29 protein-coding genes, 1 other RNA gene and 3 pseudogenes are annotated in these 24989 nt (G+C 45.4%); 17 read left to right on the top strand and 16 right to left on the bottom strand.

The genetic code is table 11. The features are described from left to right. The 3 genes from DXE31_RS10840 to DXE31_RS09690 all read right to left on the bottom strand — a co-directional run bounded on the left by DXE31_RS10840 (position 1) and on the right by DXE31_RS09690 (position 1153). A complete protein-coding gene (locus DXE31_RS10840) occupies positions 1-453 on the bottom strand; it encodes a dioxygenase family protein (protein WP_231969254.1) in 453 nt (150 codons plus the stop codon). A gap of 62 nt (positions 454-515) precedes the next feature. Continuing rightward, a complete protein-coding gene (locus DXE31_RS10835; protein WP_231969252.1) occupies positions 516-785 on the bottom strand; it encodes a dioxygenase family protein in 270 nt (89 codons plus the stop codon). 191 nt (positions 786-976) lie between these two features. Further along, positions 977-1153, bottom strand: coding sequence for a hypothetical protein (locus DXE31_RS09690; RefSeq protein ID WP_162785513.1), 177 nt, complete (start codon positions 1151-1153; stop codon positions 977-979). Between the two features lie 28 nt (positions 1154-1181). Between DXE31_RS09690 and DXE31_RS01360 the strand changes: the two genes are divergently transcribed. Together DXE31_RS01360 and DXE31_RS01355 are read left to right on the top strand one after the other, a co-directional pair. Continuing rightward, positions 1182-1844, top strand: coding sequence for a site-2 protease family protein (locus DXE31_RS01360; RefSeq protein WP_114697550.1), 663 nt, complete (start codon positions 1182-1184; stop codon positions 1842-1844). 62 nt (positions 1845-1906) lie between these two features. Further along, positions 1907-2359 (top strand): c-type cytochrome, encoded by a 453-nt coding sequence (locus tag DXE31_RS01355; RefSeq protein WP_114697549.1) that lies wholly within the window; start codon positions 1907-1909, stop codon positions 2357-2359. 6 nt (positions 2360-2365) lie between these two features. Here the strand turns inward: DXE31_RS01355 and DXE31_RS01350 are convergent, their stop codons facing one another. Continuing rightward, positions 2366-3091 (bottom strand): cytochrome b/b6 domain-containing protein, encoded by a 726-nt coding sequence (locus DXE31_RS01350; protein WP_231969250.1) that lies wholly within the window; start codon positions 3089-3091, stop codon positions 2366-2368. Between DXE31_RS01350 and DXE31_RS01345 the strand changes: the two genes are divergently transcribed. Then, positions 3090-4295, top strand: a complete 1206-nt coding sequence (locus DXE31_RS01345; protein ID WP_114697548.1) for an MFS transporter — start codon at positions 3090-3092, stop codon at positions 4293-4295. The genes DXE31_RS01350 and DXE31_RS01345 overlap by 2 nt on opposite strands. Before the next feature lie 18 nt (positions 4296-4313). Here the strand turns inward: DXE31_RS01345 and DXE31_RS01340 are convergent, their stop codons facing one another. The 7 genes and pseudogenes from DXE31_RS01340 to DXE31_RS01315 all read right to left on the bottom strand — a co-directional run bounded on the left by DXE31_RS01340 (position 4314) and on the right by DXE31_RS01315 (position 7905). Then, positions 4314-4472, bottom strand: a complete 159-nt coding sequence (locus DXE31_RS01340) for a hypothetical protein (protein ID WP_231969248.1) — start codon at positions 4470-4472, stop codon at positions 4314-4316. Beyond that, a pseudogene (locus DXE31_RS01335) lies at positions 4469-5017 on the bottom strand (Bug family tripartite tricarboxylate transporter substrate binding protein). Before DXE31_RS01335 ends, DXE31_RS01340 begins: the two are co-directional and overlap by 4 nt. Positions 5018-5360: 343 nt before the next feature. Beyond that, the gene (locus tag DXE31_RS12655; RefSeq protein ID WP_197712086.1) at positions 5361-5471 is read right to left on the bottom strand and encodes a chromate transporter; all 111 of its coding nucleotides are present in this window, start codon (positions 5469-5471) and stop codon (positions 5361-5363) included. A gap of 84 nt (positions 5472-5555) precedes the next feature. Further along, the gene (locus tag DXE31_RS01325; protein ID WP_114697547.1) at positions 5556-6101 is read right to left on the bottom strand and encodes a chromate transporter; all 546 of its coding nucleotides are present in this window, start codon (positions 6099-6101) and stop codon (positions 5556-5558) included. Between the two features lie 14 nt (positions 6102-6115). Further along, complete coding sequence (locus DXE31_RS10005) at positions 6116-6547, bottom strand: NAD(P)-dependent oxidoreductase (protein WP_197712085.1); 432 nt, start codon at positions 6545-6547, stop codon at positions 6116-6118. A 118-nt stretch (positions 6548-6665) separates the two neighbouring features. After that, positions 6666-7031: a Rossmann-fold NAD(P)-binding domain-containing protein gene (locus tag DXE31_RS10000; protein WP_197712084.1), complete on the bottom strand. Its 366-nt coding sequence runs from the start codon at positions 7029-7031 to the stop codon at positions 6666-6668. A gap of 100 nt (positions 7032-7131) precedes the next feature. Further along, a complete protein-coding gene (locus DXE31_RS01315; protein ID WP_114697546.1) occupies positions 7132-7905 on the bottom strand; it encodes a sulfurtransferase in 774 nt (257 codons plus the stop codon). 87 nt (positions 7906-7992) lie between these two features. On the opposite strand from DXE31_RS01315, the gene DXE31_RS01310 reads away from it, so the two are divergent. The 6 genes and pseudogenes from DXE31_RS01310 to DXE31_RS01290 all read left to right on the top strand — a co-directional run bounded on the left by DXE31_RS01310 (position 7993) and on the right by DXE31_RS01290 (position 11494). Beyond that, the gene (locus DXE31_RS01310) at positions 7993-9006 is read left to right on the top strand and encodes a tripartite tricarboxylate transporter substrate binding protein (protein WP_114697545.1); all 1014 of its coding nucleotides are present in this window, start codon (positions 7993-7995) and stop codon (positions 9004-9006) included. 26 nt (positions 9007-9032) lie between these two features. Further along, positions 9033-9584: a carboxymuconolactone decarboxylase family protein gene (locus tag DXE31_RS01305; protein WP_114697544.1), complete on the top strand. Its 552-nt coding sequence runs from the start codon at positions 9033-9035 to the stop codon at positions 9582-9584. 20 nt (positions 9585-9604) lie between these two features. After that, positions 9605-9853, top strand: coding sequence for a pirin family protein (locus tag DXE31_RS12650; RefSeq protein WP_415077786.1), 249 nt, complete (start codon positions 9605-9607; stop codon positions 9851-9853). Next, on the top strand, positions 9846-9968 hold the full coding sequence (locus DXE31_RS12645) for a pirin family protein (RefSeq protein ID WP_415077785.1): 123 nt from the start codon (positions 9846-9848) through the stop codon (positions 9966-9968). Before DXE31_RS12650 ends, DXE31_RS12645 begins: the two co-directional genes overlap by 8 nt. Positions 9969-10400: 432 nt before the next feature. After that, complete coding sequence (locus DXE31_RS12640) at positions 10401-10469, top strand: hypothetical protein (protein ID WP_415078048.1); 69 nt, start codon at positions 10401-10403, stop codon at positions 10467-10469. A 4-nt stretch (positions 10470-10473) separates the two neighbouring features. Continuing rightward, positions 10474-11494 (top strand): annotated as a pseudogene (locus DXE31_RS01290) (50S ribosomal protein L11 methyltransferase). A gap of 41 nt (positions 11495-11535) precedes the next feature. Here DXE31_RS01290 and ssrA read toward each other — a convergent pair. The 5 genes from ssrA to ompA all read right to left on the bottom strand — a co-directional run bounded on the left by ssrA (position 11536) and on the right by ompA (position 13996). Next, positions 11536-11894, bottom strand: a transfer-messenger RNA (tmRNA) gene (ssrA, locus tag DXE31_RS01285). A gap of 110 nt (positions 11895-12004) precedes the next feature. Continuing rightward, positions 12005-12451: an HAD family hydrolase gene (locus DXE31_RS01280; protein ID WP_162785512.1), complete on the bottom strand. Its 447-nt coding sequence runs from the start codon at positions 12449-12451 to the stop codon at positions 12005-12007. Positions 12452-12473: 22 nt separating this feature from the next. Further along, on the bottom strand, positions 12474-12629 hold the full coding sequence (locus DXE31_RS09685) for a hypothetical protein (RefSeq protein ID WP_231969246.1): 156 nt from the start codon (positions 12627-12629) through the stop codon (positions 12474-12476). Positions 12630-12637: 8 nt separating this feature from the next. Then, the gene (gene ubiG, locus DXE31_RS01275; RefSeq protein WP_114697542.1) at positions 12638-13327 is read right to left on the bottom strand and encodes a bifunctional 2-polyprenyl-6-hydroxyphenol methylase/3-demethylubiquinol 3-O-methyltransferase UbiG; all 690 of its coding nucleotides are present in this window, start codon (positions 13325-13327) and stop codon (positions 12638-12640) included. Positions 13328-13423: 96 nt separating this feature from the next. Next, positions 13424-13996 (bottom strand): outer membrane protein OmpA, encoded by a 573-nt coding sequence (gene ompA, locus DXE31_RS11900; protein ID WP_114697541.1) that lies wholly within the window; start codon positions 13994-13996, stop codon positions 13424-13426. Positions 13997-14155: 159 nt separating this feature from the next. Here ompA and gyrA point away from each other — a divergent pair, with 159 nt between their 5' ends. The 8 genes and pseudogenes from gyrA to rpsA all read left to right on the top strand — a co-directional run bounded on the left by gyrA (position 14156) and on the right by rpsA (position 24963). Further along, positions 14156-16858 carry a DNA gyrase subunit A gene (gene gyrA / locus DXE31_RS01265; protein WP_114697540.1) on the top strand — a complete coding sequence of 901 codons (2703 nt, stop codon included), beginning with the start codon at positions 14156-14158 and terminating at the stop codon, positions 16856-16858. A gap of 29 nt (positions 16859-16887) precedes the next feature. Then, the gene (gene serC / locus DXE31_RS01260; protein ID WP_114697539.1) at positions 16888-17988 is read left to right on the top strand and encodes a 3-phosphoserine/phosphohydroxythreonine transaminase; all 1101 of its coding nucleotides are present in this window, start codon (positions 16888-16890) and stop codon (positions 17986-17988) included. Next, the gene (pheA, locus tag DXE31_RS01255) at positions 17988-19067 is read left to right on the top strand and encodes a prephenate dehydratase (protein WP_114697538.1); all 1080 of its coding nucleotides are present in this window, start codon (positions 17988-17990) and stop codon (positions 19065-19067) included. The genes serC and pheA overlap by 1 nt, the downstream gene beginning before the upstream one ends. A gap of 49 nt (positions 19068-19116) precedes the next feature. Further along, positions 19117-20233 (top strand): annotated as a pseudogene (gene hisC, locus DXE31_RS01250) (histidinol-phosphate transaminase). Positions 20234-20248: 15 nt separating this feature from the next. Then, positions 20249-21130 (top strand): prephenate dehydrogenase, encoded by an 882-nt coding sequence (locus DXE31_RS01245; protein WP_114697537.1) that lies wholly within the window; start codon positions 20249-20251, stop codon positions 21128-21130. An 8-nt stretch (positions 21131-21138) separates the two neighbouring features. Continuing rightward, on the top strand, positions 21139-22458 hold the full coding sequence (aroA, locus tag DXE31_RS01240) for a 3-phosphoshikimate 1-carboxyvinyltransferase (protein ID WP_114698610.1): 1320 nt from the start codon (positions 21139-21141) through the stop codon (positions 22456-22458). 25 nt (positions 22459-22483) lie between these two features. Next, the gene (gene cmk / locus DXE31_RS01235; protein WP_114697536.1) at positions 22484-23146 is read left to right on the top strand and encodes a (d)CMP kinase; all 663 of its coding nucleotides are present in this window, start codon (positions 22484-22486) and stop codon (positions 23144-23146) included. A 143-nt stretch (positions 23147-23289) separates the two neighbouring features. Continuing rightward, positions 23290-24963 (top strand): 30S ribosomal protein S1, encoded by a 1674-nt coding sequence (gene rpsA, locus DXE31_RS01230; protein WP_114697535.1) that lies wholly within the window; start codon positions 23290-23292, stop codon positions 24961-24963. Positions 24964-24989: the final 26 nt, after the last annotated feature.

Below are 24989 nucleotides of genomic sequence, written 5' to 3'. Positions count from 1 at the left end.
TTAAATGGAGAAACCCAGCATACTGATTGAACTCATCCCTATACCATCAGAATATATTTTTACTTGCTCACCTTTTGCCTGCAAGGCTAGCGTATATAAAGCTGGCCAATAATGCTCTGGGGTTGGAATTGAGAGTTTGGCGGCCTCACCAAAACCTTCCCACTCAATCAAAGAGTCCTGATGGTTAGCCTGAATTTTCGAGATAAAAAAATGATTGAATTGCGTAGCCAATGGATAAGGCTCTGCACCCTCTTGCCAGCGAATAGTGCGTAAATTATGAACAACATTACCGCTAGACAAAATCAGGATATTTTCATCACGTAAGGGTCTTAGCTGTTTGGCCAACTCATAATGCTCTCGTTCTCGTGCCGACATCGATCCATCCAAACTCAACTGCACTACCGGCACATTAGCGTTTGGATACATGTATTTGAGATACTGACCAAGCACCATGATCGATCCCTCACTCGTTTTCTTCAAGCACTACGGAAATGTCCAATAACTCTTGGATACGATCAAGCCAACTCAGGACTGCTTGGCGCTGAATCTTGGATATTCAAGAGGGCCTGTGGGAAGCCGCCAACGTCATGAATTGTTTTGGGCTTAGGCATTGCAGCAACCCAAATCCCGCGCGTTACCCAATGAGCTGATATGACAAGAATAGAGTCTGGGCGCTGTAATGGTTTCCCTGAAGATGACCAGGCCGCTGTATAGCGGTTGGGCTCAATAGCATACATCGGACTACCATAGCCAGCAAATACTGCCGGTTGGCGATGGCTAGTCATTAATGCGTTTTAACCGAACTCATAACCTGTATGAGCTGCAACCAAAGCAAACAAAATTGCCAAACTAGTAGCGGCGCCCAACATGACGATCAAGGTAATAATCTTTTTGTTGATTGCTTCTTTTGATTCGTTATGCTATTCGTTCATGCTAAATCCTCTGTAAACAGATTAATCAATAGTGCAATTATCCACTATCGACCGCGACCAGCCTTGCGCATCATGCCTTTTCCCACGCCAAAGCCTGCTTGAGGCCTTCCAGGGGGCCCAGATGGGCCTTTAGGCGCGGGTGGGCGTGCTGGTGGTGGCGGCTTGGCGACAACTGAGGCCTTTATTGGGGTCTTGGAATCGGGTTTCTTTTCGTCGGTCACTTTTTGCTCCTGTGGATATCATATTGCCATGATTACTGACTATTCTATCCAAGCTATCGCAATTAATGCTATTCCGCTGATTTTTGCGATCACTATTCATGAGGCAGCCCATGGTTACGCTGCGCATAGATTTGGCGACAATACTGCTTATATGCTTGGGAGAGTGAGTCTAAATCCCGCCAAACATATTGATCCGGTCGGCACTATTTTAATTCCGCTAGTCTTACTTTTGACTGGATCCCCATTTTTAGTGGGCTACGCTAAGCCTGTCCCCGTCAATTTTTGTCGTCTGCGAAATCCCAGAATCGACTCTATCTGGGTTGCCTTAGCTGGACCAGGCTCCAACTTCATCCAGGCGTTGATCTGGCTCATCCTACTTATCGCGCTCGTCGGATTTGGGGTGGATGAGAAATTTCTCATTTCCATGTCGCAGGCTGGAATCACTTGGAATCTAAGTTTACTGGTCTTTAACCTATTCCCATTACCCCCACTAGATGGCGGAAGAATTTTATCCAGCCTCCTACCAGCCCGTCAGTCTATTGCCCTTGGAAAATTGGAGCCTTGGGGGTTTTTTATTGTCCTAGGACTGGTTTTTACCGGAATTATTGGCAGCTTCTGGATGCAACCTTTGATGAACTTCTTTGAATGGCTCATTTTGTTGTTAACCGCCCCCCTGCGGATGATTTTTTAAGCGGAAATACCCATTTTGAGATATGCTGAAATGACGCAATGCACTGATTAGGGAGAACTCTTATGAAATTTCAGAAATTGGTTTTAGGAAGCGCAGCTACTGTTTTAGCAATGTGTGCCGGTCAAGCATATGCACAATTTCAAAAGCCAGAAGACGCCATCAAATATCGCCAAAGCGTCTATACCGTCATGGCCAATTCTTTTGGGAAAATTGGCGGAGTTGTCAAAGGCGAAGCTCCATTCAACAAAGATGAAGTAGCAAAAAACGCCGCTATTGTTTCCATGATGTCGACTTTACCTTGGCAAGCATTTGGACCTGGCACTGAAGGCGGAAAAGCGCAACATGCCGTTTGGTTGGACAACGCAAAATTCAAAGCTGCCTCTGACAAAATGCAATTAACAGTGGCTGATCTCAATAAAGCCGCTCAATCAGGCGATCTTGAGAGTATTAAAAAAGCTTTTGGTGCTGCTGGTGCAACATGCAAAGGCTGTCATGATGATTTCAAAAAGAAATAAGCCTTTTTACTTTGTCATGTAATAACCCACCACTACCACGATCAAGCCTAAAATTAATAGAGCAAATCCGCGCTGTAAGACCCCATCCTTGGAGGCGCGACCCAAGTCAGTAGGCAGATAATTAGCCGCCTCACTTGGGTCAATTTCTTGATCCCCAGTGATGATCGGCTTGATAAGATTTTCACCTTTAAATTTTTTGTAGAACCAGATCGCTGCGATATGAATCGTAATCAGAGTGAGAATCACCACTTGGTTGCCTTCATGTATCTCTGACAAAAATGAAGATACCCGTCCAGGCACATACTTAGCAAGTGGCCCTTGAAATGCGATTTCATCATCCACAAATAAACCAGTAGCAACTTGAACACAGAGCACAAAGAGGAGTGCAAATACCGATAATGCACCCACTGGATTGTGGCCAAGAACGCGAGGCGAACTACCTTGCAAATAATCGATAATTGCTTTTTTGCTTGGAAAGAACGATATAAAACGCGCATGGGTAGAGCCAACGAATCCCCAGATAATTCTGAAGAGCAGCAGAGTCAAAATGCTGTATCCAAAATAAGCATGCCATTGAATCGCATTGCCACCCAGATTAACGCTAATAAAACTCCCAATAATGCAGAGCACTAACAACCAATGAAATAAGCGGATTGGCAAATCCCATATGCGAATGATTATCTTCATGCGATAAGGATAAAGCAGCTCTCCCTTAAAATGCAAAGGATTCATGAATCCTGGAAAAGCCTTTAGAACCCTTCTGCTGTACCGCATAGGCGCAACCCTATGCTATCAAGTCACAATGGTGGCTATAGGATGGCATTTATATGAAATTACCAATAGCGTAGTTTCACTCGGTCTAATTGGCCTTGCTGAGCTCATTCCCTACTTTGCGCTAGCGCTTTACTCAGGACATGCGGTAGATCACTACTCGCGTAAATGGATTGCCGCGCTTGCCTGTCTGATTCACATTGTGGCAGGTCTTTTTTTAACAGCCGTATCACTAGGATGGTTGACCCCACCAGAACCATTAATTTACACCGCCGTCGCATTCATCGGCGTTGGCAGAGCATTACTCAGACCCTCTTATCACGCACTGTTTGGTCAAATCATCCCACGTGATCAATTACCACATTACACCGCCTATGCATCTTCAGCTTTTCAGATTTGCGTAGTAGCTGGCTCTGGACTAGGCGGCCTCACAATTGGTTTTGCTGGCCTTGAATGGACATATCTACTTGCTGCATTGTGTGGCGCAGTTGGACTATATGGCATTGCCTTCATTAAGGTACCCCAAGAGAAATCTAGCAATCTATCGAAACACTTTCTCAAAAGTTTTTTAGAAGGCTTTCACTACGTCAGAAAACATGAGCTTATTTTGAGCATCATGGCGCTCGATATGTTTGCAGTACTTTTTGGTGGCGCGGTTTCTATCTTGCCGGCGTTTGTAAAAGAAGGACTGAACTCGGGGCCAGAAATACTAGGCATTCTGCGTGCCGCGCCCGCGGCAGGTGCCGTTGTAACAGGAATTTATTTAGCGCGGCACCCTATTTTGACAGACTCTGGCAAGCATCTACTTATATCCGTTGCAGGATTTGGTATGGCGATTATTGTCTTTGGCATCTCCAGCAATCTTTGGCTATGCGCATTCTTTTTGCTGATCTCCGGGTGCTTTGACTCAGTTTCCGTAGTCATTCGAGGGAGCATCATGCAATTGACAACACCAGATCACATGCGTGGCAGGATAAGCGCTATAAATGGGATCTTTATTGGATCATCAAATGAATTAGGAGCTCTTGAATCAGGCATCGCTGCAAGCATAATAGGGCTAGTACCCTCAATTATATTTGGCGGAGTCACAACCATTGCAGTGGTTGTCATTACCTATCGCCTAGCCCCGCACCTGAGAAAACTTCACCTCAAAGATATTTCATAACTTCCGTTTTGGTTATTACTATTTAATCTCTGGCAAATCTTTTTGAATAATCTTCAAGCCGGCACGCCATGCATCTTGATAACGCTCGCGCTCTGCTTGAATAGTTTCAGCAGTCCAGGTAAAAAATCCTTCGCCGGTTTTCATACCAAACTTACCATTCTCAATTCGGTCACTCAAACACTTGGCAGTAAAAGCGAGCGTTTGTTACTGGTAATGGCGAGAGGACAAATTTTGTCAGCCTTGATACCGGGCACAGCCGAATACATTTTGTCAAACATGAAATCAACATTGCCTGCCATGAGATCGGTTACAGCGCCAGATCCACCCTTATAAGGGACATGAATCATCTGAATACCTGCATTGAATTCAAAGGGCTCAGCAGAGAGTTGATGGCTGCCACCGATTCCGGCTGAAGAAAATATTCAAACGTTAGGTTGAGCTTTTGCTGCTACAACAATATCCTGAACAGTTTTATAGGGTGAATTAGGATTCACGACTAAGACTAATGGACCTTTTTCAACCGCGATGATAGGAGTCAAATCCGTTTCAGGGGCGTAACGCAAATTTCCAAACAATGTTTTATTGACTGCCATGGGAGCAAAATTTCCCATACCAATAGTGTATCCATCTGGTGCTGTACGAGCAATAAATTCAGTGCCGATATTCCCGCCGGCACCTAGCTTGTTATCGATAACTATGGGCTGCTTGAGAATGAGGCTCATCTTTTGAGAGAGCTGTCGGCTTCTCGAGTCGGCGCTTCCACCGGTACCATAAGGCACTATGAAATGAATTGGTTTGCTTGGATAGCTGCTCTGAGCAAAAATCGAAGTTGCAAATATTGCAAGAAGACAGAGTAGGTAAGCTGGAAATTTTTGATGGACTTGCATAGTAATTTTCTTAAAGTGATCTAAATAAATCCCAGGGCGCCTAGTGCTCCACCAATTGCAATGCAATAAAGTGGATGCCAGCGTGTGAATAAGGTAAAGCCGATAATAGTGATGGTCAAGATGTAGACCGCAATACCCTGGTGAATTTGTAGGGCAATCTCCCAAGCGGAAGAGAGAACTAGCCCAATAGAGTAGCTGTCATGAAATTGGGCCCTGGAGCAGCTTGGGCAATCGCAAAGTAATCAGAAAATGTTTGCAAATCTATCCACCGCTCTTGATAGACAGCCAAATTTAATAATTCAGGTAAAAGTGCATTTACACCGACAAATCATGGAGAACGCAGATAGCTTCAAAAATAGACTCAACAGTATGTTCATCTACGCTGAGCCTTTTTGCGTGCCAAGAATATAGCTAATGGTGATGCTGTTAGCACTACCCATCCTAAGCCTAAATGAAAATAAGTGGCGCATAGAATGGTGACTGCGACGACTAAAAACATCGCTGGGTAATGAAATTCATCGCGCAGTATTTTTAATCCAGTCGAGGCAATGAGGCCGACTCCTACGGCAGAAATACCGCGCAAGACTCCTTTAACCGTTGCAATATAGCTGTAATGCTCATAGAGTGTTGCAAGCAATATTACAAGAGCGATTGGCCCCAGGATTAGGCCAAGCACCGCAGCAAAAGCTCCTCTTGCGCCGCCAAATCTCGAGGCTACACAGACCGCTAAGTTCACAATATTTGGGCCTGAAACAATCTGGCAGATTCCGAGAATGGCGCTAAATTCTTCCGATGTCAGAACTTTATCGCGTTCAACTAACGTCCTTCTGGCCAAAGGAAGTACGCCTCCAAAACCCGAAAGGCCAATTTTGCTAAAGCTAATAAAACGTTGGAGCGGAGAAAGGGTGTAGGGTTGCATGAAATCAAGCAGGGCTATTGTGGATTAAAGGGATGCGGTACGGGTTTATTTTCTACCCATGCTTCTAGAGTCTCGGTAATTCCTTTTGAGAAAGTAGCAAAGATAGGTTCGGCAATAAATTCAAGATGCGGCGTTACCAGTGGATTAGGTGTATTGCCTAATGCATCTTTTTCCGGAAGTGGTTCAATATCAAAAACATCTACCGCTGCTTGACTTGGCCGACCAGCTGCTAGCGCAGTTTGTAGATCGCCCATATTAATAAGCGCCGAGCGAGACGGATTGACCAAGATCGAATTGGGACGCATGAGTGCCAATTGATCAGAACTAATTAATCCCTTGGTCCCAGGTCCAGCAACTAGATGCATTGAGACCACCTTAGAAGTTTTCAGGAACTCATCAAGGCTTACTGCCTTAGCATTCTCAGCAGCAGCACGTTCTGGAGTCATGCGCGGACTCCATGCCAAACGCTGCGCCCACACGTGCTACGCGACTACCAATTGCACCCAAGCCCATTATGCTCAGGCGTTCATCAGGGAGCATCGGCAGTACAGATAGAGAGTCGCGCTAGCCACCAGACGCGATTAATTTATTTTCCTCAATTAAGCGTTTGGATGTACCTAAGATCAAAGCCCAAGTGAGTTCAGTGGTTGTTTCTTTTGGAGGGCCACCAGGTGTATAGGCCATCGGAATATTTCTCGAAACTAGAGTAGATGCTTCTAGAGTGCCATTGCGTTCACCAGTAAATATTAAAAATTTGAGTTTTGGCAAACGTGCAATCAAGCCTTCATTAAAAGGCGAGCGATCTCTTACGATTGCAATTACATCTGCATCTTTTACAGCTTCATAGAGAGCTTGGTCTCGTAAAGGCTCGTGATAAATCGTAAGGTTGGTCAGTTGATAAAGCTTGTTCCAATTGGAGGCTTGTTCCAATTGGAGAAGCGGCGGAGCGGAGGGCGCGCTCGTAGTCGCCAAGGATTACAATATTCGGTAATGAGCTCATAGATTTCTTGTATATAGGGTGCATTAATTTTCAGTGGAAATAGTGTGGATTTTTTCGAATAGAGTGTTCTGCAGGAATGGAATCCAAGCTGGGTTCCAATGCTTCGCGCTCATCAAAGACAAAACAGCTTCCTTGATAAGGAGGAGAGCCGACCTCTTCAAAGTATTTCAGAATACCGCCTTCTAATTGATAGCTGTGTTGCATGCCAATCTCTCGCATATATAGACCAGATTTTTCGCAACGAATACCACCAGTGCAAAAGCTCACGAGTGTTTTATCGACTAACTCATCTTTATGAGCTGAAATAGCGGCGGGAAACTCTGTGAACTTTTCAATATTGAAAAGTAAAGCATTCTCAAAAGTGCCGTATTCAACCTCGAAAGCATTCCGAGTATCTACCATCACCACAGGACGACCCAGATCATCAGTGCCGCGATCCAACCACTCTTGGAGCTTCTTGGGGCTAATAAAATTGGCACGACCTTCTTCTGGGCGAAGGGTCGGATGATTCATGCGAATAATTTCATTTTTCAGTTTGAACAGCATTTTCTTGAAAGGCTGTTCATCTGACCAGCTTTCTTTTGTGGTGAGAGGGTTAAAGTGCGGATCAAGGCGCAACCAATCCACAAATCCTCGAAGCTCCTCTGGCTTGCTGGCAAGGAACATGTTGATGCCCTCGCCAGTTAGTAGGATGGTCCCTTTAAGGTTGCGACTATTGCACTCATCTAGCGTCTTGGCGCGTAGCTCTGGCAATCCATCTAGGCTGACAAATAAATAGGCGGCAATATTTAGAATCAACTTCATGTTTCTCTCACTTGGCTTCCTTTGTATTATCGAGCAAATAGACTAAGGGGGTGTTAATCTTGAGGCATTATTACAGGAGGCAAATCCATGTTGGATCATTTAAAAATGGCTAAAAAAGCCCTGAAAAATAGCTTATTGGGCGTCTTATTGGCTTTTGGCTGCGCTAGTCTTGTCTGTGCACAAGGTGCGGGGGTTGGAGCTTGGCCAACCCAAAAACCAATTCGCTTAATTGCCGTATTTCCACCGGGGGGTTCGGTTGATCAGGTGGCTCGGGTATTGGCGCCTGCATTGCAGGCTGAGTTGAAGCAAAACGTAATTGTAGAAAATATTGGCGGAGCTTCTGGTGTCATTGGCACATTAGCGATGACGCGTTCTGATCCCGATGGTTACACTTTTGCTGTGGTGTTTGATACTCACGGCGTAAATCCGAGCCTGAAAGACAAACTTCCCTATGACACGATTAAAGATATTGCACCTGTAGTGTTAATTGGAACATCGCCAATGGTATTGGTGGCAAGCAAAAAGTCTGGCATTACTAGCTTTAAACAGTTGGTTGATCTCTCCAAAACAGGCCAGCAATTTAGCTATGGTTCCATTGGAATTGGTAGCTTAGGACACTTGGCAATGGCGCGACTTGTGAAACAAGTTGGCTTTGATTGGAACCATATTCCGTATCGTGGTGGTGGTCCTTTGATGCAGGATGCTTTGGGCGGTCAAGTTGAATTAGCAGTAGGCTCAGAGTTCTTGGTCAAGCCTCATGTGGATAGTGGTGGCGTCATTCCTTTGGTGATAACTACTGCTAAAAGATCTCCTTCATTGCTAAATGTCCCGACAATCTCAGAGAGTGGCTTCCCGGGATTTAGTGCGCCAGCTTGGTGGGCAGTTTTAGCGCCTGGTAAAACACCTGCACCAATAGTGGACGCAATGAATAAGGCATTAAAAAAGGCTTTGAAAACACCTGCAGTTGCTGAAAAGTTCAAAGTACAAGGCATTGATATCGTTGGTGGCAAGCCAGAAGCTGCGCGTGAATTTATTGGCAAGCAAATTGGTATCTGGGGTAAGTTCGTAATTGAAAACAATCTCAAAGAGACAGCACAGTAAACAAATAAAAGGTTGATTCATGATGTATGACAGAACGTTTAATTCCTTATCAGCCTATGGATTTAGCTGAACCAGCAGAGCTGGTGGCAGCCATTCGTCAGCGCCGTGGTGGCCAGTTCATTAATTTGGATCGCATGCTCTTGCATAGCGTTCCAATTTCTGAAGGTTGGAATCATTTTATTGGGGAGATTCGTAATAATCTCTCTTTGGACCCTAAATTGCGTGAGTTGACAATGTGTGGCGTGGCGGTCCTCAATGGTGCCGAGTATGAATTTTTTCATCATGCGCCCGCATTTAAAAAGGCTGGGGGTAGCGAAGAGCAGGTACAAGGCTTGCGTTTAATTGGCCAGCCCAATTTTCCAAAGGGGTTGTTTTCGGCAGTTGAACATGATGCTGCTGACTTAACTTTTCAGATGACACGCAACATTAAAGTTGATCCTGATCTCAGGAAGCGCTTACAAGCATCTTTGGGTAGTACAGATATCGTCGAGTTGGTTACAGTGATTGCAGCGTATAACATGGTTTCTCGCTTTTTAATGGCGCTAGATGTGAATCCTGAAGATCATCCACCCGCTTAAATAGAGCTGTACCTCTGAATATGATCCGAAATATTCAAACCATTATTCCTGGTATTGATACTTCTGATGGTGCGGGTGTGAAATTGCGTCGAAGTCTTGGCGGTCAGAATCAAGTTCGTTTAGATCCTTTTTTGATGCTCGATGAATTTTCTTCACATGATCCCAATGACTATGTAGCAGGTTTTCCTGCTCACCCACATAGAGGTTTTAAGACGGTCACCTATATGCTTGAGGGCCATATAGGTTGCATGAGAGGATCATTTGAGTAACCCAGGTCATTTAAAGACTGGTGGTATGCAGTGGATGACTGCCGGACGAGGCATTATTCATTCAGAGATGCCACAACAGGTAAGTGGCGCTGCGCGGCTTTTAACTTTGAATTAACTTGCCTGCTAATGAGAAGATGAAAGAGGCTGGATATAAAGATATCTAGATTGAGGGAGGATATTCCAAAGGTAGATATGGTTAATGGCGGAACGGTCCAGGTGATTGCCGGTTTATATCAATACGAGAATCATGAAATCCTGTCCAATACAAGGCATCACTACCGCACTCTTATTTTTGGATGTTCACATCACCCCATTGTGATTTTGAGCATCCCATTGCGAAAGAGCTCAATGTGTTTGTCTATGTATATGACGGCGCTTTAGAGAGCGGCGCCCCCACTTGAGGCCTGTGCCCAAGTAAGCAGCGATTGTCCTTGGGGATGGGGGACCCCCGCCTAAAAGCCAAATCTGGACCTGCAGGCGCACAACTGATTATCCTCGCAGCATTTTACCGCTTCATGAGCCCATTGTTCAGTACGGTCCCTTCGTTATGAATACACGGGCTGAGATTGAGCAAGCAATTCATGATTATCAAAACAATCGATTTGTGATTACCTAGGCGAATCAAGATACCTGGCTGCAGTGGGAAGAGGGCGGCCAAGGCTAAGTGGCATTTAGAAAACGGGATTGCGTCCCACAAAAAGATTCTGATTGCTGACGATACCTTAACTGCTGATATCGCCTATTGATTGGCGTGTGAGGGTACAGCGATGCTTTTTTACAGGGGAGCTTTTCAGAATGCACGGCAAGCTATTGCAGGCTTTAGCCAGGATGGTGGATAGGTCTTCAAAAAAATCTTCCCGAGCTCATGCGCTTGAAAAAGAAAAAAACAGAAGCCCTCTTGATGTATTTAATTTGCACCGACTTGCTCAATCTGCTAGGTATTATCAGTGCCCATGAATGGCGTAAGACTGGCGTTCAAGTTCTCACTAGAGACGATGAGGAGATTCGGGTTCATCCGCGCTATGGAGTTTTTTCGCCTATCCGTGGTGAATATATCGAGCTCGTATTAAAGGCGCCCTGCCTGCAGCGTTACAAAATAATTCAATTGCTTTCGATATCGGTGTCGGTACGGGGGTTTTGTCGATTGTTTTAGCGATGCGCGAGGTTGGAAAAATCATTGCGACGGATTTAGATGATCGAGCAATAGCTTGTGTACAAAAAAATATTGATCGATTGGGTTTGAGTCAGCAGATTGAAGTCAGTAAAACCGATCTTTTTCCTGCAAGTAAAGCCGCTCTGATAGTTTGTAATCCGCCGTGGTTGCCTGCCAGAAGACCAAGTTCCTCTTTGGAGCGTGCCGTGTATGACCCTGATAGTCAAATGCTGAAGGGTTTTTTAAGGGGACTTAAAGATCATCTGCTACCGCAAGGTGAGGGTTAGCTAATTCTCGCTGATCTAGCGGAGTATTTGGGGTGGCGCTCGAGAGAAGTGCTTGAAGATTGGATTGTGCAAGCGGGCTTAAAGGTGATTGCACGTTTAGATACTAAGCCTACACATCAAAAAGTTTTTGATAAGGCGGATGCTTTGCATTCTGCACGATCGAAGGAAGTTACTGCTCTTTGGCGTTTGGGTGTTCGATAAAAAACAAAACCCCTCCAAAAATCAGAGGGGCTTGCTTTAAATGGTGGAGTCGGCGGGAATCGAACCCGCGTCCGCAAATCCTCCACAACAAGTTCTACATACTTAGTCATATCGTTCGATTTAATCAGTTAGTCACGGATTGACACGTTTCTCACTGACGATTCACCAAGTTTTCGTACTATTTTTCGTGACGCAAAATAGTCTTATCTCTTGTATATGACCCTGATGTAGCTTGCGCTACCTGACCCAAGAGAGAATCAGTTCAGGGGCAACCGCAATTAAGCGGCTAGTGCGTAACGTTCGTCGTTAGCAGTTATTACATTCCCATTGATTTACGAGATAACGGGTCCTCGGTATGCCCTTGATGCTTTGTAATCCACGTCGAAACCATGTCGACCCCGGAGTTCATACATAGGAAGAATCTATTTTAAAGCTGCTAACCTTAAATTGCTGAATATCTTTTTAAACCCTGCTGGGAAAAATGATTTGTAATAAGTCGGCGGAAGGGGGTTATTGATGATGTAATCCGCTCCCCAAGCCTCTGGAGGCTCCTTTACAGCGACAGTAACCATAGGCTGCTGCAACGGTCTTCATTCCTGCTGCGTTGCCCGCCAAAATGTCTCTGATGTCATTGCCAAACATAGATTGATTGTGTAGAATTGATATTCGAAGCTCTTGCTGCATGCAAAATGGGCTCTGGGTGTGGTTTGAACAGTGGAGACGGCTCGCTGGTGAAGACCCATTAACTTCGTAATGGGTCTTAGTAAAACGCTCACTTTTGTTGGTAATGATTCCCCGGAGAAGATTTGCATGGTCCATTTGGACAAGCAAGTGGTCAATTCCATCAAATAATCTGCTTTCTACTAACAAAGCTTTCTCATAATTGCTGAAAAACTCATCACGTAGAATGGGGAAATCTGCATGATCTGGACTGATTCCGAAAGCGTCTGCGAGCAATCCCCTTGCGTCGGCTGAAAGCTTAAGGTTGCAGAAATTCATAAGGCTTGAGCTCTAAATGGCGCGTAATGAGTAATTGATTGGTTGCTGCCACTAAATCTGGAGCAGTATCAGCTAATGTCCCATCCAAAGCAAAAAAGATGCCTGCGTATGGGCTCGACTCGAGAGAGTCGCTCACGTTTTGACTCACTTTCGCACTGCGATCATGTAATTCACATCCACGTCATCGCTTAGGCCATATACCTGAGTAATAGGGTTGTAGCTTAAGCCGTTCATGCCTAGCATCTCTAAATTTGCATGACGGGTCAAGGCAACCAGTTCAGAGGGTTTGATGAATTTAGCGTACTCATGGGTGCCTTGAGGAAGCAGTTTGAGGATGTACTCTGCGCCAATAATCGCAAATAAGTGGGACTTTGGATTGCGATTTAATGTACTAAAAAATAAAGTCCCGCCTGGTTTACACAATTTGGCACAGGCTCTCACGATTGACGCAGGGTCAGGCACATGTTCTAGCATCTCCATGCAAGTCACTACATCATATTGTTCTGGTTGTTCTTCTGCGAGTGCCTCTGCTGAAATCGCGCGATATGTGAGATTTGCGCCTACTTCGAGTGCATGTAATTCTGCAACTTTAAGTGCTTTTTCAGAGAGGTCGATACCAGTTGTATCTCCGCCTGAATGCGCGATCGATTCTGCAAGGATGCCGCCGCCGCAACCAATATCCACTACCTTTTTGCCCTCTAGATTGACAAATGATTTGATCCAACCCAGTCGAAGCGGGTTGATGGCATTTAGGGGTTTGAATTCGCTATTCGGATCCCACCAGCGATGGGCTAGGGCGCTAAATTTGGCGATTTCGGACTGGTCGACGTTCATAAGAGGGGGTTTTGGGTAAGGCTATGAAAGAAGTTTATGAATATAACGGAAATACAAAAGCCCGCTTGAAGCGGGCTTTTGTACAAGTAAAGCGAATTACTTAGCTGCTGTACCAACAACTTCGATGTCAGTACGGCGGTTCTTAGCGCGGCTTTCAGCATTTGCGTTTGATGCAACTGGATTGCTCTTGCCTTTAGATTCTGTGTAGATACGGCTTCCGTCAACACCCTTGCTTACGAGGTAAGTCTTAACAGATTGCGCACGACGCTGACCGAGGGCCATGTTGTATGCATCTGTGCCGATGCTGTCAGTGTTACCAACAGCGATGATGACTTCCAACTTGATCTTGCTCAAATCACGAGCAATCTTGTCCAAAGTAGCCATGCCTTCTGGCTTCAATGTTGCTTTGTCAAAATCATAAAGTGTGTCAGCTTGCAAAGTGATTTTGCTTTGGCTAACACCAGAAACAGGAGCCGCAGGTACTAGAGCACCGTCACAACCTTTGAACGCAGTTGCCGGTGTCCAGTTGTTGACGCGCCAGCACAATGTGCCATCGCCGTTTTTCCAATTCAAAGTACCGTCGCCGTTTACCCAGTTGTCAACGGTTTGAGCAGAAGCAGCAGAAACGGTGATAACAGAAGCCAGCAACACTTTTAGGGTTTTGTTCATTTTTAGTCCTCAAAAATCTCTTTTTTAATTAAAGCCAAACTTAAATGTAATTCGCCCTACTTTGATGCAAAAACTGCAAAGCGACACATCTCAATTTCGTACACACTGACAGAATTTTAGCATAGGGCCTACCTGTCATCAAAATGATATTATTTCTAAATGGAACAAGCCGCTAAAGAAACACTATCCATATCCCTCGAAGACGAAATGCGGCGGTCCTATTTGGACTACGCAATGAGCGTCATCGTCGGCAGAGCCCTGCCAGACGTGCGTGACGGCCTCAAACCGGTTCACCGCCGGGTCTTATTTGCAATGTATGAATTAAACAACGATTGGAACCGAGCTTATAAAAAATCTGCCCGTATAGTTGGCGATGTAATCGGTAAATACCATCCGCACGGTGATTCTGCGGTGTATGACACGATTGTTCGAATGACACAGGACTTCTCTCTACGCTATATGCTGATTGACGGGCAGGGTAACTTTGGCTCCGTAGACGGCGATAACGCTGCTGCAATGCGGTATACCGAGATTCGCCTTCGTAAGATCGCCCATGAGCTTTTGGTTGATTTGGATGAGGAAACAGTCGATTTTGGTCCAAATTACGATGGCAGCGAGAAAGAGCCCCTGATTCTGCCTGCCAAAATGCCTAATTTGCTGATTAATGGCAGTTCTGGCATTGCTGTAGGCATGGCAACTAATATCCCTCCCCATAACCTGGATGAGGTGGTTTCAGCCTGTTTACATGTACTTCACAACCCTGAATGCACGATTGATGAGCTGATTGAGCTAATTCCGGCTCCGGATTTCCCAACCGCCGGGATTATTTACGGGGTTCAGGGCGTTCGCGAGGGCTACCGTACTGGTCGCGGGCGAGTGGTAATGCGTGCCAAAACTCACTTTGAAGATTTGGATAAAGGTGCCCGTCAAGCCATCATCGTTGATGAGTTGCCATATCAGGTTAATAAGAAGAACTTGCTCGAACGTATTGCCGAGTTAGTGAATGAAAAAAAAGTAGAAGGCATTTCTGATTTACGTGATGAATCGGATAAATCTGGCATGCGTGTCGTGATTGAACTCAAGCGCGGAGAAGTGCCAGAAGTTGTTCTCAATAACTTGTACAAGAGCACTCAACTACAAGATAACTTTAGTATGAACATGGTGGCTTTGGTTGATCACCAGCCACGCCTGTTAAATCTCAAGCAAATGCTTGAGTATTTCCTGCAACATCGACGTGAGGTTGTTACACGTCGTACCATTTTTGACCTACGTAAGACGCGTGATCGTGGGCACGTATTAGAAGGATTAGCGGTTGCGTTAGCAAATATTGATGAATTTATTGCGATTATCAAAGCGGCTGCGAACCCAGTGCTTGCTAAGCAAGAATTAATGGGTAAAGCTTGGGACTCATCGATGGTGCGCGAGATGTTAGCGCGGGCTGAGACCGATACACCTGGTGGCCGCAACGCTTATCGTCCAGAAGGATTGTTACCTGAATACGGCATGCAAACTGCTGGCTTATATCGTCTCTCTGATAGTCAGACGCAAGAAATTTTGCAGATGCGCTTGCAACGTTTGACTGGCCTTGAGCAAGACAAGATCGTTAATGAATACAAAGAAGTCATGGCAGAAATTTCTGACTTACTTGATTTGCTAGCAAATCCAGAGCGTGTCACTCAAGTGATGGAATCTGAATTAAAAGAAGTACAATCGGAGTTTGGTATTGCGGGCGGTGATACAGGTCGTCGTTCATTTATTGAAATGAATGCAGCTGAACTTTTCACGGAAGATTTGATTACGCCACAAGATATGGTGGTGACACTCTCACATACCGGTTACATGAAGAGCCAGCCGCTGAGCGAATATCGCGCGCAAAAACGCGGCGGTCGTGGCAAACAAGCTGCTGCAACAAAAGCTGAGGATTGGATTGACACCCTATTCGTGGCTAACACCCATGACACGATTCTGTGCTTCTCTGATCGAGGCCGCATGTACTGGCTCAAAGTATGGGAAGTTCCGCAAGGAAGCCGCACATCGCGTGGTAAGCCTATTGTAAATATGTTCCCCCTGATTGAGGGGGAGAAGATTACTGTGATTCTGCCGATTAAGGGTTACCAAGACGACCACTATGTGTTTATGGCCACTAGCTTAGGTACCGTGAAGAAGACGCGGTTATCTGACTTCTCTAATCCACGTAAGGCCGGCATTATTGCGGTTGACTTAAACGAAAACGATTTCTTGGTCGGTGCGGCGATTACAGACGGTCAGCATGATGTGATGTTGTTCTCTGATGCAGGAAAAGCGGTCCGCTTTGATGAGAATGATGTTCGTCCGATGGGCCGAACTGCCCGTGGTGTACGCGGTATGAATCTTGGTGAAGGCCATCAGGTAATTGCTATGTTGGTGGCTCCTGCTGAAGGCGCTGAGGCTGCGGTTGTAGCTGCGAATGGCGTTGCTATTCCAAGTAGCGTGTTGACTGCAACTGAAAATGGTTACGGGAAACGTACGCCAATGATTGAATATACCCGTCATGGTCGTGGTACCAAAGGCATGATTGCGATTCAGACGTCAGACCGGAACGGTAAAGTGGTTGCTGCTGCACTAGTATCCCCAGAAGATCAAATTATGTTGATCACCATTGGTGGCGTACTAGTTCGTACACGTGTCTCTGAAATTCGTGAAATGGGTCGTGCGACCCAGGGCGTTACTTTGATCAACGTAGATGCAGGTACACGACTTTCTGGTCTGCAGCGTATTGCTGAAAGCGATTCCGATGACGCGGGCGATGTTGAGGATGAAGGCGATATGCCTAACGCTGCTCCAACAGCCGATGCCAATTCTGATGCGGCAGGCGACGCTTAAGGCGTCACCACACTCGACTTGTAAACATCATGACATTTGACCGCCGCATCTTTAATTTCGCTGCGGGGCCTGCTACTTTGCCCGAAGAGGTTTTGAAGCAGGCCGCTGATGAAATGCTCAATTGCCATGGACTTGGCACCAGCGTGATGGAAATTAGTCACCGTAGCAAAGAGTTTATGGAAGTGTATGAAAAGGTCATTCAAGACCTTCGTACATTGATGAATATTCCGGACTCATATGAAATCCTGCTTTTGCAGGGCGGTGGTCTTGGGCAAAATGCAGCCATACCAATGAACTTGATGCCTTTGGCTAAAAATGGACCAAAGGCAGATTACATTGTGACTGGTGTTTGGTCAGAAAAATCATTTCAAGAGGCGCAGAAGTACGGCACGGCAAATTTAGTTGCATCTTCTGCCGTTGAAAAGTTCAATACAATTCCTGCCAGAAATACTTGGAAGTTATCGAGTGATGCTGCCTATGTTCTTTATTGTGCCAATGAGACAATTGGTGGAGTTGAATTTCCAGATGTCCCCGAGGTTGGCGATGTTCCTTTGGTCGCCGATATTTCTAGCAACATTCTCTCTAAAGAGATGGATGTGAATCGATGTGCTGTTTGGTTTGGTGGTGTACAGAAGAATATTGGTCCGTCTGGTGTAACAATTGTGATTGTTCGCAAAGATTTAATAGGTCACAGCATGGACATCACTCCATTAATTTGGGATTGGGCTGTCCAAGCAAATACCCAATCGATGATTAATACTCCGCCTACGTTTTCTATCTACATGGCTGGTCTTGGCTTTAAGTGGTTGCTCGGGCAGGGTGGTGTGAAAGTGATTGAAAAGCGCAATCAAGAAAAGGCGGATTTGCTTTACAACTTCTTGGATCAAAGTAGTTTGTATGAGAATCGCGTTACTAAAGAATATCGTTCGCGTATGAACGTGACCTTTTTCTTAAAAGATGAGAGCCTGCTGAACGCAGAATTTTTGACTCAATCGAACGCTGCTGGTCTGGTGGGATTGCGGGGTCATAAAGCGGCGGGTGGAATGCGTGCCAGCATTTATAACGCCATGTCGATTGAAGGCGTACAAGCCTTAGTTGAATTTATGCGTGACTTTGAAAGGCGGGCTTAATGAGTACTGAAGAACAGCGCTTAGCTCCCTTAAGGGAAAAAATTGATGCCTTAGATGCCCAGATCTTGGATTTACTGACGCAGCGTGCAAAAGCTGCACAAGAGGTTGGATATGTAAAGAGTGGTTTTGCATCACCAGTATTTCGCCCTGAGCGTGAGCATCAAGTTGTTGCGCGTTTACAAGAAATCAATCAGGGCCCTTTATTGCCGGATGGGATTGTAGCTATCTGGCGTGAAGTGATGTCTGCATGCCGTGCATTAGAGGCGCGGCAAACCATTGCCTTCCTTGGGCCAGTCGGAACCTTTTCTGAGCAAGCAGCACAAACTTACTTTGGGCACTCGATTGTCGGCCTGCCTTGTGCAAGTTTGGATGAGGTGTTCAGAGCGGTAGAAAAGGGTGCAGCACAATTTGGTGTGGTACCCGTAGAAAACTCCAGTGAAGGTGCGATCTCGCGCACTTTAGACTTATTGCTTGATTCTTCGATGCGTATAAGCGGTGAAGTTGTACTGCCAATTCGCCACCATCTATTGACTAAGAGCGGAGATCTAGATGGTGTTACTACGGTCTGCGCACACGCTCAGGCTTTGGCTCAATGTCAACAATGGTTAAGCGTGCATGCTCCCCAACTCAAGCGTCAAGCTGTCAGCAGTAATGCAGAGGCTGCTCGTCTAGCAGCACATGACTCAAGTTTGGCGGCTATCGCAGGAGATCCTGCGCAAGAGGCATATGGATTACAAGCAGTAGCTGCGCAAATTCAGGATGACCCACACAACCGTACTCGTTTTGTTGTGGTTGGAGACTATGCATGCCAGCCTACCGGCAAAGATCAAACATCTTTAGTCCTCTCGGTTGATAACCACCCTGGAGCTGTGTATCGCTTGTTAGCCCCTTTGGCAAAACATGGTGTTTCTATGCAACGCTTTGAATCTCGACCTGCACGTAAGGGGACTTGGGAGTATCACTTTTATATCGATATTGCTGGTCATGCTGATGATGCTAAGGTATTAGAGGCGCTTGATGACCTAAAGAGTGTTGCTGCTTTTTATAAAAACTTAGGCTCTTATCCACATTCTGCTTAATCGAATAAAAGTTTCAGCACACAATTCGTTATCACACTAGCAAAATCACATGACATCTAAGATCGGCCTCAAACATATTCAAGCGAATGCTCCCTATGTCGGAGGCCGTCCTATTAGTGACGGTTGCGCGGGAATACGGTTTAGAGGAAAACAAGATTGTGCAGTTAGCTTCAAATGAAAACCCATTGGGTATACCAATGTCTGCGCAAGATGCGATGCTTAAGGCTAATAGTGATTTTGGCCGTTACCCAGATTCCAATAGATTTGAATTGAAGAATGTTTTGGCTAGCCGTTTAGGTGTTCCAACCGATTGGATTACTTTAGGTAATGATATTTTGGAGTTGGCTGCCAGTGCAGTTGCACACGCTGGTGATGAAGTGAGTTTTTCTAAGCATGCATTTGCTGTTTATCCGCTGGCAACGCAGGCTGTTGGTGCTAAAGCGATTGAGGTGGCTGCAGCATCTACCTATGGGAATGACACTCCTGCAATGTTGGCAGCAATTAAAGCTTCTGGCGATAACGCAAAGTTGGTATTCGTTGCAAATCCAAATAATCCTACAGGGAGTTATCGCACCGCTAAAGAGATTGAAGATTTTTTAGTAGCGCTTCTGTTAAATGTAGTTGTTGTTCTGGATGAGGCTGACAACGAATACCTCTCTCCTGAGCAACGTTACGATGCCATTGCTTGGGTGAAGCGTTTCCCCAATCTGATTTTGTCACGTAGGTTCTCAAAGGCTTATGGGTTGGCTGGTTTACGAATTGGCTATGGTGTTGCCCAACCACATGTAACTGATTTACTTAACCGTATTCGTCAGCCCTTTAATGTAAATAGCCTGACGCAGGCGGCTGCAATTGCTGCTTTTCAGGATCAGGCATTCTTACAGTAGGGCTTTGAATTAAACCGTGCAGGCTATGTGCAATTGACTAATGCCTTTGATGCGCTGGGTTTAGAATATCTGCCATCCGCCGGAAATTTTGTTTTAGTTAAAGTAGGCGAGGATGAACAAGCAGGCGCACGCATTAACCTAGAGTTGCTAAAGCGCGGGATTATTGTTCGATCAGTAGGAAACTAAGGCTTGCCTCAGTGGCTCAGAATTTCTATTGGCTTGCCAGAACAGAATTCAGCATTTATCGATGCATTAAAAGTAATCCTGGCTCAGGAATAAAAGTTTAAAAAAAGAATGACCATTATGAATCCAGTAAGCAATTACGGTACTGTCGCCATTGTGGGCGTTGGTCTAATTGGTGTATCCTTAGGTTTAGCACTTAAAAAAGCTGAGGTTGTAGGTAAGGTATTGGGTGTTGGTCGAAGCCCAGAAAATTTAGAGCAAGCCCAGAAAATGGGTGCGATAGATGGTGTAGTGGATTTGGTTGAGGCAGCTAAACAATCTGATGTCATTGTGCTTTGCATACCGGTTGCTCAGATGCGTGCTGCATTTGAAGTGATTGAGCCAAATCTAAAGCCTCGCACCATGATTACAGATGCGGGTAGTACTAAAGGCGATGTGATCTTGGCTGCCAAAGAAGCCTTAGGTAAAAAAGCCTGTCAATTTGTCCCTGCGCATCCGATTGCGGGTGGTGCGCAACATGGTGCTTCTGCTGCTAAGGCAGATTTATTTCAGGGCAAGCAGACGATTATTTGCCCTTTACAAGAAAACTCTTCTGAAGATACCGCTTTGATTACTGGTTTCTGGGAAACGGTTGGTTCAGAGGTCAAAAAGATTGGTGTTGTTCAGCACGATGCCATTTATGCTGCAGTCTCTCATTTACCGCACATCTTGTCTTATGCTTTCATGGCTAGCATTGTGATCTCTGAAGATGCAGAGCAAAAACTGAGTCATGTGGGTGCAGGCTTCAAAGACTTCACGCGAATTGCTGCATCAAGTCCAGAGATGTGGCGTGATATTTGCTTGGGTAACAGGGCTGCAGTTCTCAAAGAACTAGATCAATACTTATTAATCGTTAATCACGTGCGCAAATTCATTGCTGAAAATGATGGTCCTGGTTTAGAGAAATTATTTAATAAAGCTAGTAAAGCACGCCAAGATTTGGATGTACTTTGATGGGTGCTTTGCATGACATCACCATAGGACCATTTAAGCAAGCGCAAGGCTCAATCTTTTTGCCAGGTTCAAAAAGCATTTCAAATCGCGCCCTATTGCTTGCAGCATTGTCTTCCGGCGCTACTACTTTGAAGAATTTGCTCGATGCCGATGACACCCAGGTCATGCGTACGGCATTACGTCAATTGGGTTTAACGGTTACCGATCAAGCAAACAATGTTTGTGTTGTAGAGGGGTGTGGTGGCCAATTCCCTGTTAGTGAAGCGGATCTTTTTATGGGTAATGCGGGTACTGCGATTCGTCCGCTTACTGCTGCCCTAGCGATGCAAGGCGGTAACTATCGCTTGTCTGGAGTTGCCCGCATGCATGAGAGACCAATTCGGGATTTGGTTGATGGTTTGCGTCAAGTAGGCGCCAAGATCGAGTACGAATTGGTTCAAGGTTATCCACCAATCCAAATATCGGCAGCTGAGATTCAAATAAAAGATGTTGTTAAGGTCCGCGGTGATGTATCAAGCCAATTTTTAACTGCATTACTAATGGCTTTGCCCTTAGTGGCAAAAGAGCCAGTTCGAATTGAAGTGATAGGAAAATTAATTTCTCGTCCGTACATTGATATCACCCTGAAGCTCATGGCGCGCTTTGGTGTTAATGTCACTCGTCCTGATCAACAATCATTTGTTATTCCTGCAAAAACTTCTGATGCTGTTTATAAGCGCCAAGGCCAATTATCTGTCGAAGGCGATGCTTCATCTGCCTCTTATTTCTTGGCGTTGGGGGCGATTGGAGGGGGTCCTGTAAAGGTTGTGGGTGTTGGCAGGGATAGTATCCAGGGTGATGTAGCATTGGCTGATGCTCTTGCGCTCATGGGCGCCAACATTACTGTGGGAGAAGATTGGATTGAAGTGGATGGCGTAAAGAATGCTAACGGCAAACTCAATGGCATCACGGTTGATTGCACTGAAATTCCAGATGTAGCAATGACACTTGCAGTTGTGGCATTATTTGCCGAGGGACCAACCCGCTTAAATCATGTTGCAAGCTGGCGAGTTAAAGAGACAGATCGCATTGCGGCTATGGCAAAAGAATTAAAAAAAGTTGGCGCCATTGTTGCAGAGGGTGCCGATTGCATTGTTGTTCAATCACCCATATCATTGATGAATTGGAAGTCACCAGCTGAAGGCATTGATACCTATGATGACCATCGAATGGCGATGTGCTTTTCCCTCGCTGCTTTTGGCCCGAATGCACTGAAGATCAATGATCCTAATTGTGTTGCCAAAACATTCCCCACTTACTTTGCAGAATTTGCGAAAGTGGTGAGTTAACTTATCCCCCTTAGGGATTACTTAAATGAGTCTGCCACCAGTCATCGCTATTGATGGACCCACTGCCTCAGGCAAGGGAACTGTCGCCTCCTTAGTGGCTCAACAGCTCGGCTTTCATTACTTGGATAGTGGTGCGCTTTATCGACTAGTTGCTTTGGCTAGTGCAAAGCAGGGTGTTGAGGTCAAAAATAGTACAAAATTAGGCTTTTTAGTTCCTAAGTTATTGATTTCATTCAAGAATGGTCAGATTTTCCTCGATGGCGAGGATGTTACTGATGCTATTCGCACTGAAAACATTGGTCTGAGGGCATCGGCTTTGGCGATTTATGCGGAGGTTAGATCAGCCTTGTTTGACCTACAGCATAGTTTTCGTCAAACGCCTGGCTTGGTGGCTGATGGTAGAGATATGGCCAGCGTCATCTTCCCAGATGCAGTTTTGAAGGTTTTCTTGACTGCGACAGCCGCTGCTAGGGCTGAACGACGCTATAAGCAATTGATAGCTAAGGGGATTTCTGCTAGACTAAAGGATTTGCTGCAAGATTTGCAGGAGCGCGATGCCAGAGACAGTAGTCGAGGTACAGCCCCCCTACTTGTTGCAGATGGTGCAAAAGTGCTTGAAGCATCCAATTTAACGATAGATCAAGCAGTAAAGACAGTTTTAGATTGGTATCAATCTGCGATTGCTTAGTTTTGTATGTTTGAGTAGTGAGTTATCAGTAGTAGTTTTGGCGTCTTAAGACACTCCACAACGCAACTTTTTCTTTAGCGCGTTTCTTTAAGACTTTTTTAACCTAACCCGTCAGGTCTTCTGACGACACAAAGTGAATACACATGTCTGAATCATTTGCAGAATTATTTGAAGAATCATTCACCCGATCGAATATGAAGACCGGCCAAGTTATTTCAGCTGAAGTTCTTCGAATCGACCATAACTTCATCGTTGTTAACGCTGGCTTAAAGTCTGAAGCGTTTATTCCTGTTGAAGAATTCCATAACGACGCTGGCGAGATTGAAGTAGCTCCTGGTGATTTCGTTTCTGTTGCTATTGACGCTCTTGAGAACGGCTATGGCGACACTATCCTCTCTCGTGACAAAGCTAAACGCTTGGCTTCATGGATGAACTTGGAAAAAGCGCTTGAACAAGCTGAGATCGTTACCGGTACTGTTACTGGTAAGGTTAAAGGTGGCTTGACTGTGATGGTGAATGGTATCCGTGCATTCTTGCCTGGATCACTTGTTGATACGCGTCCAATCAAAGATACCAGCTCGTACGAAGGTAAGACGATGGAGTTCAAGGCTATCAAGCTTGACCGTAAACGTAACAACGTAGTCTTGTCGCGTCGTGCGGTTGTTGAAGCTAGCCAAGGTGAAGAGCGTGCTAAGTTGATGTCTAACCTTAAAGAGGGTGCAGTGGTTACTGGCCTCGTTAAGAACATCACGGATTACGGCGCATTCGTTGACCTCGGTGGTATCGATGGTCTCTTGCACATCACTGACTTGGCATGGCGTCGTGTGCGTCACCCAAGCGAGATGTTGACTGTTGGTCAAGAAGTTACCGCAAAGATTTTGAAGTTCGATCAAGAGAAAAACCGTGTTTCACTCGGCGTGAAGCAATTGGGTGACGATCCTTGGGTTGGTATCGCTCGTCGTTATCCACCGAACACCCGTTTATTCGGCAAAGTAACTAACTTGACTGATTACGGCGCATTCGTAGAAATCGAATCAGGTATCGAAGGTTTGGTACACGTTTCTGAAATGGATTGGACTAACAAGAACGTGGCTCCAAGCAAAGCTACTGCATTAGGAACCGAAGTTGAAGTCATGGTTCTGGATATTGATGAAGACAGGTGTCGTATTAGCTTGAGCATCAAGCAGTGCAAAGCAAATCCATGGGAAGAGTTTTCACGTGCACAGCAAAAAGGCGACAAGTTAACTGGCGCAATCAAGTCTATTACTGACTTTGGTGTGTTTATTGGCGTGCCTGGCGGCATCGACGGCTTGGTTCACCTCTCAGATCTTTCATGGAATGAGCCAGGCGAAGAAGCTGTTAAGAAATACAAAAAAGGTGATGAAGTTGAAGCCACTGTATTGGCAATTGATGTTGAAAAAGAGCGTATCTCTCTTGGCATCAAACAATTGTCCGGTGATCCATTCAATAACTACATATCAGTCAGCGACAAGGGTAGCCTTGTTACTGGTACTGTGAAGGCTGTTGATGCTAAGGGTGCAGCTATTCACTTGGCTGATGAAGTTGAAGCTTATTTACGCGCCTCCGAGATCTCAACTGATCGTGTTGAAGATGCGCGTAATGTATTGAAAGAAGGCGATAGCGTAACTGCAATGATCATTAATATTGATCGTAAGTCACGCGTCATTAATCTTTCAATCAAAGCGAAAGATAGCTCTGATCAACAAGATGCAATGAGCAAGCTCCAAGGTGATGCCCAGTCTGGCACTACTAATTTGGGCGCCTTGTTAAAAGCAAAATTGGATAATCAAGGCTAAATCAAAATTGCCACTTCCCATGAGGG

The organism is Polynucleobacter necessarius, assembly GCF_900095185.1.
Lineage (GTDB): Bacteria > Pseudomonadota > Gammaproteobacteria > Burkholderiales > Burkholderiaceae > Polynucleobacter.
Note: the sequence above shows the minus strand (reverse complement) of the source record. Positions and strands in the feature narration are given on the sequence as shown.

What these genes read in the sequence shown, in the direction of transcription:
- DXE31_RS10840 (WP_231969254.1), bottom strand. Translation starts at nt 453, where the DNA reads ATGGTGCTTGGTCAGTATCTCAAATACATGTATCCAAACGCTAATGTG.
- DXE31_RS01315 (WP_114697546.1), bottom strand. Translation starts at nt 7,905, where the DNA reads ATGAAGTTGATTCTAAATATTGCCGCCTATTTATTTGTCAGCCTAGAT.
- DXE31_RS01350 (WP_231969250.1), bottom strand. Translation starts at nt 3,091, where the DNA reads ATGAATCCTTTGCATTTTAAGGGAGAGCTGCTTTATCCTTATCGCATG.
- pheA (WP_114697538.1), top strand. Translation starts at nt 17,988, where the DNA reads ATGAGTACTGAAGAACAGCGCTTAGCTCCCTTAAGGGAAAAAATTGAT.
- ubiG (WP_114697542.1), bottom strand. Translation starts at nt 13,327, where the DNA reads ATGAACGTCGACCAGTCCGAAATCGCCAAATTTAGCGCCCTAGCCCAT.
- serC (WP_114697539.1), top strand. Translation starts at nt 16,888, where the DNA reads ATGACATTTGACCGCCGCATCTTTAATTTCGCTGCGGGGCCTGCTACT.
- gyrA (WP_114697540.1), top strand. Translation starts at nt 14,156, where the DNA reads ATGGAACAAGCCGCTAAAGAAACACTATCCATATCCCTCGAAGACGAA.
- DXE31_RS01355 (WP_114697549.1), top strand. Translation starts at nt 1,907, where the DNA reads ATGAAATTTCAGAAATTGGTTTTAGGAAGCGCAGCTACTGTTTTAGCA.
- DXE31_RS01245 (WP_114697537.1), top strand. Translation starts at nt 20,249, where the DNA reads ATGACCATTATGAATCCAGTAAGCAATTACGGTACTGTCGCCATTGTG.
- rpsA (WP_114697535.1), top strand. Translation starts at nt 23,290, where the DNA reads ATGTCTGAATCATTTGCAGAATTATTTGAAGAATCATTCACCCGATCG.
- ompA (WP_114697541.1), bottom strand. Translation starts at nt 13,996, where the DNA reads ATGAACAAAACCCTAAAAGTGTTGCTGGCTTCTGTTATCACCGTTTCT.
- DXE31_RS01310 (WP_114697545.1), top strand. Translation starts at nt 7,993, where the DNA reads ATGTTGGATCATTTAAAAATGGCTAAAAAAGCCCTGAAAAATAGCTTA.
- cmk (WP_114697536.1), top strand. Translation starts at nt 22,484, where the DNA reads ATGAGTCTGCCACCAGTCATCGCTATTGATGGACCCACTGCCTCAGGC.
- DXE31_RS01325 (WP_114697547.1), bottom strand. Translation starts at nt 6,101, where the DNA reads ATGCAACCCTACACCCTTTCTCCGCTCCAACGTTTTATTAGCTTTAGC.
- DXE31_RS01360 (WP_114697550.1), top strand. Translation starts at nt 1,182, where the DNA reads ATGATTACTGACTATTCTATCCAAGCTATCGCAATTAATGCTATTCCG.
- DXE31_RS10835 (WP_231969252.1), bottom strand. Translation starts at nt 785, where the DNA reads ATGACTAGCCATCGCCAACCGGCAGTATTTGCTGGCTATGGTAGTCCG.
- DXE31_RS01345 (WP_114697548.1), top strand. Translation starts at nt 3,090, where the DNA reads ATGAATCCTGGAAAAGCCTTTAGAACCCTTCTGCTGTACCGCATAGGC.
- DXE31_RS01305 (WP_114697544.1), top strand. Translation starts at nt 9,033, where the DNA reads ATGACAGAACGTTTAATTCCTTATCAGCCTATGGATTTAGCTGAACCA.
- DXE31_RS12650 (WP_415077786.1), top strand. Translation starts at nt 9,605, where the DNA reads ATGATCCGAAATATTCAAACCATTATTCCTGGTATTGATACTTCTGAT.
- DXE31_RS10005 (WP_197712085.1), bottom strand. Translation starts at nt 6,547, where the DNA reads ATGACTCCAGAACGTGCTGCTGCTGAGAATGCTAAGGCAGTAAGCCTT.